Source organism: Brevundimonas sp. (genome assembly GCF_031082345.1).
Taxonomy (GTDB): Bacteria; Pseudomonadota; Alphaproteobacteria; order Caulobacterales; family Caulobacteraceae; genus Brevundimonas.
Map to the genome: position 1 here is coordinate 1 of NZ_JAVHLH010000086.1, position 10,321 is coordinate 10,321.

General features: G+C 69.7%; 10 protein-coding genes. 4 read left to right on the forward strand and 6 right to left on the reverse strand.

Going from position 1 to position 10,321, the window contains the following annotated elements:
* On the reverse strand, positions 1 to 526 hold a 526-nt coding region (locus RDU12_RS07430), incomplete at its 3' end, for an outer membrane beta-barrel protein (RefSeq protein WP_308684360.1).
* A 198-nt stretch (positions 527 to 724) separates the two neighbouring features.
* Here RDU12_RS07430 and RDU12_RS07435 point away from each other — a divergent pair.
* A complete protein-coding gene (locus RDU12_RS07435; protein WP_300292685.1) occupies positions 725 to 1,633 on the forward strand; it encodes an SDR family NAD(P)-dependent oxidoreductase in 909 nt (302 codons plus the stop codon).
* Between the two features lie 60 nt (positions 1,634 to 1,693).
* The gene (locus RDU12_RS07440; RefSeq protein WP_300292687.1) at positions 1,694 to 2,896 is read left to right on the forward strand and encodes an acetyl-CoA C-acyltransferase; all 1,203 of its coding nucleotides are present in this window, start codon (positions 1,694 to 1,696) and stop codon (positions 2,894 to 2,896) included.
* Between the two features lie 80 nt (positions 2,897 to 2,976).
* Here the strand turns inward: RDU12_RS07440 and RDU12_RS07445 are convergent, their stop codons facing one another.
* Positions 2,977 to 3,705, reverse strand: coding sequence for a YafY family protein (locus RDU12_RS07445; RefSeq protein ID WP_308684361.1), 729 nt, complete (start codon positions 3,703 to 3,705; stop codon positions 2,977 to 2,979).
* Positions 3,706 to 3,807: 102 nt separating this feature from the next.
* Here RDU12_RS07445 and RDU12_RS07450 point away from each other — a divergent pair, with 102 nt between their 5' ends.
* Positions 3,808 to 4,419, forward strand: coding sequence for a glutathione S-transferase family protein (locus tag RDU12_RS07450; protein WP_300291601.1), 612 nt, complete (start codon positions 3,808 to 3,810; stop codon positions 4,417 to 4,419).
* A 6-nt stretch (positions 4,420 to 4,425) separates the two neighbouring features.
* Here the strand turns inward: RDU12_RS07450 and RDU12_RS07455 are convergent, their stop codons facing one another.
* Genes RDU12_RS07455 through otsB form a run of 3 tightly spaced genes read right to left on the reverse strand, consistent with a single transcriptional unit; the run spans position 4,426 to position 8,469 of the window.
* On the reverse strand, positions 4,426 to 5,850 hold the full coding sequence (locus RDU12_RS07455) for a trehalose-6-phosphate synthase (protein WP_300291603.1): 1,425 nt from the start codon (positions 5,848 to 5,850) through the stop codon (positions 4,426 to 4,428).
* A 49-nt stretch (positions 5,851 to 5,899) separates the two neighbouring features.
* Positions 5,900 to 7,684 carry a glycoside hydrolase family 15 protein gene (locus RDU12_RS07460; RefSeq protein ID WP_300291605.1) on the reverse strand — a complete coding sequence of 595 codons (1,785 nt, stop codon included), beginning with the start codon at positions 7,682 to 7,684 and terminating at the stop codon, positions 5,900 to 5,902.
* On the reverse strand, positions 7,681 to 8,469 hold the full coding sequence (gene otsB / locus RDU12_RS07465) for a trehalose-phosphatase (RefSeq protein WP_308684362.1): 789 nt from the start codon (positions 8,467 to 8,469) through the stop codon (positions 7,681 to 7,683). The genes RDU12_RS07460 and otsB overlap by 4 nt, the downstream gene beginning before the upstream one ends.
* 125 nt (positions 8,470 to 8,594) lie before the next feature.
* Between otsB and RDU12_RS07470 the strand changes: the two genes are divergently transcribed.
* Positions 8,595 to 9,590, forward strand: coding sequence for an SIS domain-containing protein (locus RDU12_RS07470; RefSeq protein WP_300293152.1), 996 nt, complete (start codon positions 8,595 to 8,597; stop codon positions 9,588 to 9,590).
* Positions 9,591 to 9,776: 186 nt separating this feature from the next.
* Here RDU12_RS07470 and RDU12_RS07475 read toward each other — a convergent pair.
* A partial coding sequence (locus RDU12_RS07475; protein ID WP_308684363.1) for a CAP domain-containing protein occupies positions 9,777 to 10,321 on the reverse strand: 545 nt, incomplete at its 5' end.

The following is a 10,321-nucleotide window of genomic DNA, read 5'->3' on the forward strand; positions in this document are numbered from 1 at the left end:
GGCCGGCGATGGCTTGCGCGGCCAGCTTGGCCGAACTGTCATCGGCGCCCACCGCGACGGTGCGGTTGCTCGCCAGGGTGCCGAGGAACTCGGTGTTGACCCGGTTGATGCCGGCGCCGAGACCGATGAACGGACGCAGCGTCGAGTCGGCGGTGCCGAAGTCGTAAAGCACGTTCACCATCAGGGTGGTGGCCGTGATATCGCCTTCCGGGTTCTCGCAGGGACCCACCGCCGGAATGGCGTTGCAGATCGCCGGCGTGCCGCTGGCGGTCACCTCGCCCAGCTCGCCGGGACGATAGCCGCCCTCGAGCTCGACGCGCCAGTTCTCCGTAAAGCGGTAACCGAGCCGGGCGAAGCCCGCCCAGTCGTCGTCGACTTCGAACTCATCAGCGAAACGGTCGGTCTCGACCTCCGCCGTATGCCAGCCGGCGTCAATCGCACCGTACCAGCCGTTCGGATCGGCGGACGCAGCGCCGGCTGCAAACAGCCCCGCCATCGCGACGCCGGCTAATAGCTTCACCTTCATGATATCCCTCACACTCAAGGTTGCCCGAATGCCCTCGCTTTACACGGGGCGCTCCGGAGCCGAACGGCAATGTACGGTTCGGGTTCCTTGTTTTCGCTTGGAATGTGACGACTGTGGCGCCGTTTCAACACATTGGGTGGGGCTGTCTCGACCCGGGACGCCTGCTAGGAGTCCCCGGCAACGCAACGGAGCAGGCGCATGGCGATGAGGTTCGACGGCCGGGTGGCGATCGTGACAGGGGCGGGCGGCGGGTTGGGCCGCGAGCACGCCCTGGCTCTGGCGAGGCGCGGGGCGCGGGTGGTGGTCAATGATCTGGGCGGCGCCCGGGACGGGTCAGGGGGCTCGGCGACCGCGGCGGAAGCCGTCGTGGCCGAGATCGAGGCGGCCGGCGGCGAGGCGATGGCCAACGCCGCCTCGGTCACCGACTTCGCCGCCGTCCAGGCCATGGTCGACGCCGCCATGGCGCGATGGGGCCGGATCGACATCCTGGTCAACAACGCCGGCGTCCTGCGCGACAAGACCTTCGCCAAGATGGAACTCGAGGATTTCCGCTTTGTCGTCGACGTCCACCTGATGGGGGCGGTCAACTGCACCAAGGCGGTGTGGGATCATATGCGCGAGGCCGGCTACGGCCGCATCGTCATGACCACCTCGTCCTCCGGCCTCTACGGCAATTTCGGCCAGTCCAACTACGGCGCCGCCAAGATGGCGCTGGTCGGGCTGATGCAGACCCTGTCGATCGAGGGCGCGAAAAACGACATCCGGGTCAACTGCCTGGCCCCCACCGCCCACACCCGCATGACCGAGGACCTCGGGGCGCGCCTGCCGCTGGAGCTGCTGGGACCTGAGATGGTTACCCCGGGCCTGCTGTATCTGGTCAGCGACGAGGCCCCGAGCCGCTGCATCCTCGCCGCCGGCGCCGGCGGCTTCGAGCGCGCCTATGTCACCCTGACCCAGGGGGCCTGGATCGCCGGCGAGGACGCCCCGGAGCAGGTGGCGGCCCGTTTCGCCGAAATCTCCGACCGCGCGGGCGAGATCGTGCCCGAGATGGGCGCGGCCCAGGGGATGACCGAACTGACCAAGGCGCAGGCGGCCCACAAGGGTTGAGGGCTTGCGTTGACGTGACGGCAGGCGGCTAACCTCTTTTCGAAGAGATGGAGAACTCCCATGCGTGAAGCGGTGATCGTATCGACGGCCCGGACCCCGATCGGGCGGGCCTATCGCGGGGCGTTCAACGACACCCAGGCGCAGCAGCTGGGTGGCCACGCCATCCGGCACGCCGTCGCCCGCTCGGGCGTCGATCCGGCCGAGATCGAGGACGTGGTCATGGGCGCGGCCCTGCAGCAGGGCTCGACCGGCACCAACATCGGACGGCAGGCGGCCCTGGCCGCAGGCCTGCCGGTCACTACGGCGGGCATGAGCCTCGATCGCCAGTGCGCCTCGGGCCTGATGGCCATCGCCACGGCCGCCAAACAGGTCACCCACGACGGCCAGGTCGTCGCCGTCGGCGGCGGGCTGGAGTCGGTGTCCCTGGTGCAGAACCAGAACATGAACCTGTTCCGCCTGCGCGATCCGGACCTGCTGAAGCTTCAGCCGCACATCTATATGTCGATGCTGGAGACGGCCGAGGTCGTCGCCGCCCGCTACGGCATATCCCGCGAGGCCCAGGACGAATACGCCCTGCGCTCCCAGCAGCGCACCGCCGCCGCCCAGGCCGAGGGCCGGCTCGACGCCGAGATCGTGCCCATGACCACCACCATGCAGGTGATGGACAAGGCCACCGGCCAGGCTTCGGCGAAAGAGGTCACCCTGGCGAAGGACGAAGGCAATCGCCCCGACACCACCCTCGAAGGCCTGTCCTCGCTGAAACCGGTCTTCGGCGGCGGTGAGGCGATCAAGGAGGGCCGCTTCATCACCGCCGGCAACGCCAGCCAGCTGTCGGACGGCGCCTCCGCCAGCGTCGTCATGGAGGCGAAGGAGGCGGAACGCCGCGGCCTCCAGCCGCTGGGCGCCTTCCGCGGCATGGCGGTGGCCGGCTGCGAGCCGGACGAAATGGGCATCGGCCCCGTCTTCGCCGTGCCCCGCCTGCTGGAGCGCCACGGCCTGAGCGTCGACGACATCGGCATCTGGGAGCTGAACGAGGCCTTCGCGGTGCAGGTGATCTACTGCCGCGACCGGCTCGGCATCCCCGACGACCGGCTCAACGTCTCGGGCGGGGCCATTTCGATCGGCCACCCCTACGGCATGTCCGGCGCGCGGATGACCGGCCATGTGCTGATCGAGGGCAAGCGGCGCGGCGCGAAATACGGCGTCGTCACCATGTGCGTCGGCGGCGGCATGGGCGCGGCGGGTCTTATCGAAATCTACTAGCCGGTCAGCCGCGCCCATCACTGGGAGGGTGACCGAACCGCTACGCGGTTCGGTTGCGGCGCCGCGGGCCTGATCGAGATCTACTGAGGCCGCGGCGGCGGGCCGTCGCAGCCCCGCGCCGTCCACTCGGCCTCCTTGGCCGCCTGCCAGCGCGCGCGCAGCACCGCGGGCCGGCCGGGATAGCGCTCCTCCAGATAGGCGGCCTCCGCGACCCGGTCGGTGCGGAAGGTGCGGAAGTCGCCGCGCAGTTCGCACCAGCCGACCAGCAGCCGCGTCGTCTCGCGGTAGCCGATCAGGAACGGCCAGATGACACGCCGGGTCTCCCGCTCCTGTTCGTCGCGGTAGAGCAGCTCCAGCTTGCGCCCGGCGTGGATCGAGGCCCGCACCCGGGCCATGTCCAGCGCGTCGTCCTTGCGCGGCTCCCACACCGGCGGACTGGCCACGGCCGGCTCCAGCACCACCGGCCGCAGCCGTTCCGGCACGGTGGCGGCGATCTTGGCGACCAGATCGCGCGCGGCGCGGGCCAGGGCCGGATCGCCACGCCCCGCCACCCACTGCGCCCCCAGCACCGCCGCCTCGATCTCGTCCGAAGTCAGCATCAGCGGCGGCAGGTCGAAGCCGCCTTCCAGCACATAGCCTAGGCCCGCCTCGCCCCGGATCGGCACCCGCTGGCCCATCAGGGTGGCGATGTCGCGATAGATGGTGCGCTTCGAGGTCTCCAGCTCGGCCGCCATGGCGTCGGCCGTCAGCGGCTTCGACGAGCGCCTCAGCACCTGGATGATCTGGAACAGCCGGTCCGCGCGTCTCATTCCGCCAGTCTCGTGTACGCCTGCTGACAGCATGCTGGCAGCAGGGTGTCAGTAGTCAATCTCCGAGGGCGGCGAGGGGTCGCCCTGTTCCGGAGATCCATGATGCTGACCCTGTTCCACGCTCCCTGGTCCCGGTCGTCGCGGCTGGTCTGGCTGCTCGAGGAGATCGGGACCGACTACGACATCTGCTACTGCGACATCGCCCGGATGGACGGGTCCGGCGCCCGCGATCCGCGCAATCCCCATCCCGACGGCAAGGTCCCGGCCCTGCTGCACGACGACGTTCTGGTGACCGAATCCGCCGCCGTGGCCCTGTATCTGACCGACCTCTTTCCGGCGGCCGGTCTGGGCGCGCCGGTCGGATCGCCCGAGCGGGGCGCCTGGCTGACCTGGCTGGCGTGGACCGCCGGCGAGATGGAGCCGGCGTTCTGGGCGAAGATCAGCGGCGCGACCGAGAGCGACGCCAAGGCGCGAGCCCGCTACGAGGACGTCATCGCCCGGCTGTTCGGGGCGCTGGAGCGCGGGCCGTATCTGATGGGCCAGCGGTTCACCGCTGTCGACGTCATGGTCGGCAGCGCCGTCGCCTGGGGCCGGGAGTTCGTGCCGGCCAGCCCCGCGCTGGACGCCTGGCTGGAGCGGGTGCTCGAGCGGCCCGCCAACGCCATGGCGACGGCGAAGGACGGAACCCCGCCGGTGCTGGCCCAGGTCGCCTGAGGTCGATCAGGCGGCGTCGCCGGCGGCCCCGGCCTCGCCCCCGGCCGGTTTCACCACGGCCGTCAGGGACGCCACGAAGTCGTCGCGCCAGATGCCGACGTCGGTGTCGCGCACCACCTTCATCAGGCACTCCCACTTCCGCTTGCGTTCCGCCAGCGGCATGGTCAGGGCCCGTTTGATGGCGTCGGACAGCTCCTCACGGCTGAACGGATTGACCAGCAGGGCCTCGCCCATCTGCTCCGCCGCGCCCGCGAAGCGCGACAGCACGAGCACGCCGGGATCATCGGGATTCTGGGCGGCGATATACTCCTTGGCGACGAGGTTCATGCCGTCCCGCAGGGGAGTCACCAGGCCGACCCGGGCGGCGCGATAGATGCCCGCCAGCTGGTCCCGGCGGTAGGTGCGGTTCAGGTAGCGGACCGGCTGCCAGTCCATGTCCGCGTATTCGCCGTTGACCCGTCCCGCGAGCGCGTCGAGGCGCCCGCGGATGTCCTGGTAGGTGTCGACATCGTCGCGGCTGATCGGCGTCACCTGCAGCAGGAACACCTCGCCGCGCATGTCGGGATTGTCCTCGAGGAACTGCTCATAACCCAGCAGCCGCTCCTCCAGCCCCTTGGAGTAATCCAGCCGGTCGACGCCGACGATCATCGACCGGAAGGCGGACGACGCCGCCATGCGGTCGTAGGTGCGCGCGCCGAAGGTCGAATTGCGGGCGGCCAGGAAGGCCTCCACGTCGATGCCGATCGGGAAAACCCCGGTCTGGACGGTCTTGCCGAAGGCCTCGAGCGCGTCATTGGGCAGAAGCCGGCCGTGCACGCTCGGCTCCGACGCCACATAGTCCCGGAACAGGTCCAGCCACTCCCGCGTCTGGAAGCCGATCAGGTCGTAGTCGAACATCGACTCCACCAGACGCCGGTGGTGGGGCAGGGTGACCAGCAGCTGCCGCGCCGGCCACGGCGTGTGCAGGAAGAAGCCGATGCGGTTCTTCACGCCCAGCCGCCGCAGGTCCCGGGCCAGCGGGATCATGTGGTAGTCGTGAATCCAGACCAGGTCGTCGGGATTCAGCAGCGGGGCCAGCACCTCGGCGAACCGCGCGTTGGTCCGCTCATAGCCCTCGCCATACGACCGCTCATAGGCGGTCAGGTCGACGCGGTGGTGGAACAGCGGCCACAGGGTCTTGTTGGCGTAGCCGTTGTAATATTCCTCGACGTCCTGGGCCTCGAGGTCGACCAGGGCGACGGTCACGCCGGCCCGGTCCTCGATCTTGGCCTCGGGGACAAAGGTCTCGACCGTTTCCCCGGACCAGCCGAACCACAGGCCGTCGTACTTCCTCAGGGCCGCCGACAACGCCATCGCCAGCCCGCCGGCCGAGCCCGCGGCGGGGTCTTTCGGCGCGGACACGCGGTTCGAAACGACGATCAGACGGCTCATGGGGAGGAAACCCCCGTCGGCGTCGCGAGGTCCATCTCGTTGAATCCGCTCATCTGGCGTCCGTCCACGACCGGCTCAGCAGGACGGCGCAGTTGATGATGCCGACGAGCGAATAGGTCTGCGGGTAGTTGCCCCACAGTTCGTTGTCGCCCAGCGATATGTCCTCCGACAGCAGGCCCGCGTGGGTCCTCCGGCTCAGCATCTCCTCGAAGATCTCCCGCGCCTCCTCGGTCCGGCCGTTCAGATGCAGGGCCTCGATGAACCAGAAGGTGCAGAAGTTGAACGCGGTCTCGGGCTCGCCGAAATCGTCCGCCTCGACGTAGCGGAACAGGTACGGACCCTTCTTCAGGTCGCGCTCGATGGCCTCGAAGGTCTTCACCTGCCGCGGGTCCAGCGGATCGAGGAAGCCGAGGTCGGTGAGCTGCAGCAAGGAGGCGTCCAGCTCGCGGTTGCCGAAGCTGGCCGCGAACCGTCCCTCGTCCGGCAGGAAGGCGTCGGCCTCGATCCGTTGCCGGATGATCTGCGCCCGTTCCCGCCACACGTCGCCGCGCGAGGCCACGCCCAGATGGTCCGCCGCCTTGGCCAGCCGGTCGCAGGCCGCCCAGCACATCACCGACGAATAGGTGTGCACCCGGGCGATGGTGCGGAACTCCCACAGTCCGGCGTCGACCTGGTCGTGCATGGCGAAGGCGCGTTCGCCGACCTTTTCCAGCGCATGGAAGTCCTCGATCGTGCCGGGCCGAAGCAGCCGCTGGTCATAGAAGGTCTGAACCAGCGGCAACACGATCTGGCCGTAGACGTCGTGCTGCAGGTGCTCGTGCGCCTGGTTGCCGATGCGCACCGGCTTCATGCCGCGGTAGCCCTCGACGCTGTCGATGATCCGCTCGCCGATGCCGGGCTCCAGCCCGACGCCGTAGACCGGCTGGACGTGGCCGCCGGCCGAGTCGTCGACGAGGTTGCGCAGGTAGCCGAGATAGTTCTCGAGCAGATCGACCGCGCCCAGCCGGTTCAGGGCCCGCACCACATAGTAGGCGTCGCGGATCCAGCAGTAGCGGTAGTCCCAATTGCGTCCGCTCTCCGGAAACTCGGGCACCGAGGTCGTCAGGGCCGCCACGATCGCGCCCGTTTCCTCATAGGCGCACAGCTTCAGGGTGATGGCCGCGCGGATCACCGCCTCCTGCCAGTCCAGCGGCAGATAGAGGGTGCGGACCCAGTTCTGCCAATAGGCCACGGTGCGGTCGTAGGCGGCCGCCACGCCGGGCCCGACATCCTCGTCGTAACCCTCGTCAGGCCCGAGGAAGAAGGCGTACGGCCGCTCCAGCCGGAAGATGCGCTCGTTGAGGATATGCGACACCGGGCAGTCGGTGGTCAGCCGGAAGGTCACGTCGGTGCACATATAGCGGATATGGTTCGAGCCGCTGGTCCGCTCCGCCGGGCGCGCGCCCCAGTCGGCCGAGGGCCGCAGCCGCACCTTGATGCGCGGCGAGCCTTCCAGCGGCCGCACGGTCCGCGCGAACGCCAGCGGGCGATAGGTGCGGCTGTGCTTGGGATGACGCGGCGCGAAGTCGATGATCTCGACCGCGGCGCCGTCCTCCGCCGTCAGCACGGTCCTCAGCACCGGCGTGTTGCGGACATAGGCCTGGCTGACGTGCTTCAGCCCCTCCAGCTCGATGTCCCAGAAGCCGTGGCCCGGATCGCTCCCGTCCATCAGGGCGGAAAAGACCGGATCGCCGTCCACCCTCGGCGCGCAGGCCCAGACATAGCGGCCATTGCGGTCGATCAGGGCGCTGACCGAGCAATTGCCGATCGGCGCGAGGTCCAGGTTCGGGGTCATTCACGCTCCTCGACGGCGTTCAGCCAGGCCAGCACGGCGTCCACGTCGGGCAGGCCGTAGCGGGCGGCGGTTTCACGGGGCGGCCCGACCAGAACGCCGAAGCCGCCGAGTGTCTCCGCGGCGCGAAAGCCGTCCTCGTCCGTCAGATCGTCGCCCAGCATGACCGGAACGGCGCCGGCGAACGGAGGCTCCTGCATGAAGGCCTTCAGCGCCGTGCCCTTGCTGGTTCCCGGGGTCTTGAGCTCCACCACCAGATTGCCGGCCTGCAGCGCCAGGCCGGTCTGGCCGGCCAGGTCTTTGGCCAGCGCCAACGCCGCCTCGCCCTCCGCCGGGGCGCCGCGGTAGTGCAGACCGGCCGACACCGCCTTGTCCTCGACGATGATGCCGGGGCGGGTGCGGGCGAAGGCCTCGAAGGCGGCCACGGCGTCCCGCACCGCCGGGTCGGCCTCGGCGCGATCCAGCGAGCCGTCCGCCCGGCGTCGTTCCAGCCCGTGCACGCCGGAGGCCGAGGCGGCGCTGGCCTCGGCGATGCGGTCGATCTCGGCGATGGTCCGGCCGCTGATGATGGCGACCCGTCCGTCCAGCCGCCCGGCCACGGCCCGCAGCGCCGCCGTCCGCTCCGGATGGGGCACGACGGCGTCCGGCGTCTCGGCCAGCGGAGCCAGCACTCCGTCCATGTCCAGGAACAGGGCCGGCCGCGGCAGGCGGATGGGGGGCGGCGGCAGATGCGAGGCGGAAGCGAGCGGCGCGGGCGCGCCGTCGGCGATCAGGTTTGAAATCCGCATGGCCTCTTCTAACGCAGTCCTGCGGCAAAGGTTGACCCCGCCCGGCGCTTTTTCTCGCATTGCAGCAATCTCCCGAACCCGCTCCGGCGATTGTGAATCTCCGCCCGATGCGCCACATCGCGGGAATGACCGACGAAACCAGCCCCGTCCTGTCCGCCGACCCCGCCGCCATGACCGCCCGGGCCCGCGAGGTCATCCGGCTGAACATCGAGGCCCTGCAGGCGCTCGAGTCCGGCCTCGACGACGGCCTCGCCCGGGCCTGCGAGATCATCCTGTCCCGGCCCGGCTATCTGGTCGTCACCGGCATGGGCAAGTCCGGCCACATCGGCGGCAAGATCGCCGCCACCTTGGCCTCGACCGGCACCAACGCCTTCTTCGTCCACCCGGCCGAGATGAGCCACGGCGACCTCGGCATGCTGCGCAAGGACGTCACCCTGCTGGCCATCTCCAACTCGGGCGAGAGCCGCGAGCTGCGCGATCCGCTGATCTACTGCCAGCGCGAGGGCATTCCGGTCATCGGCCTGACCCAGCGGCCCAACAGCTTCCTCGGCCGCAACTCGGCCGTCTGCCTGACCATGCCGCAGGTGGCTGAGGCCTGCCCCAACGGCCTGGCCCCCACCACCTCGACCCTGATGACCCTGGCCCTGGGCGACGCCCTGGCCATGGTGCTGATGGACCGGCGCGGCTTCACCGCCGAGGCCTTCGGCCTGCACCATCCCGGCGGCAAGCTGGGCATGAGCCTGCAGAGCGTGCGCGACTGGATGGGCGACCGCCCGCCGGCCCCCGCGACGGTCCCGATGACCGCGACCTTCGCCGAGATCGTCTCGGCCATCACCGAGGGCCGCAAGGGCGCGGTGGCGGTGGTCAACCCCGACGGGACCCTGGCCGGGATCGTCACCGACGGCGACGTGCGCCGCGCCTTCTCGCGTGATCTGGGCGGTCTCACCGCCGCGGACGTCATGAGTCCCCGCCCCAAGGTCATCGGCCCCGACGCCCGCATGAGCGACGCCATCGACCTGATGACCCAGAACAAGATCGCCACCCTGCTGGTGGTCGAGGATCAGCGCCCCCTCGCCATCGTCCACATCGCCGAGCTGATGCAGGCGGGATACGTCAGCTAGGGCGTCATTCCGGCGCGGCCGGCCTTGAGGTCGGCGGGTTCATCACGAAGGACACGAAGGAATTCACAAAGGTCACAAGGGCAGGGGGGCCGGCTCAGGCCCCTTCGTGTTCTTCGTGAATTCCTTCGTGTCCTTAGTGAAGAACCTTCAATCGGCTCCCGCTACGCGGAAAGTGGAAGCTCATCTTCAGTACGCCCGTCGCCCGTCGATATTCCCCGGCGGCGCATAGCGGCAGGCCAGCACCGACCGGTCGCCGCGGGTCTCGACCGCGCAGCCGACGTGGGTCGTCTGGCGCCAGACCAGCTGGGTGTAGTGGCCGACGTCGCTCCAGTTTCCCGTCCGGCTGACGTTCGGGAAAACGTCGTGGCGATAGTCCGCCTTCTCGGCGATCCACTCGCCGACCATCGCCTCGGGCGTCCAGACGCGGCCGCCCCAGCCGGTCCACAGGTTCTCGCCGTGCCCGTGCAGGGTCGGATCGTGGGTGAAGCGGTTGCTTCCGATCAGTTCCCGCGCCCAGACCCCCGCCTCGGCCTCCAGGTTGTCGGCCCAGCGCAGGGGCGGGACGCCGACCCGCGCCCGCTCGGCGTCGCGGTTTCCGGCGGATCCGATTCGCTCGGATTGCTCTACGGCCTCGCCGGTCTTTGCCCCCCGGGCAGGCTGGTCGCGCTGACGGTCGATCATGGGCTGCGCGCCGGCTCCGCCGACGAGGCGCGCCGGGTCAAGGCCCGGTG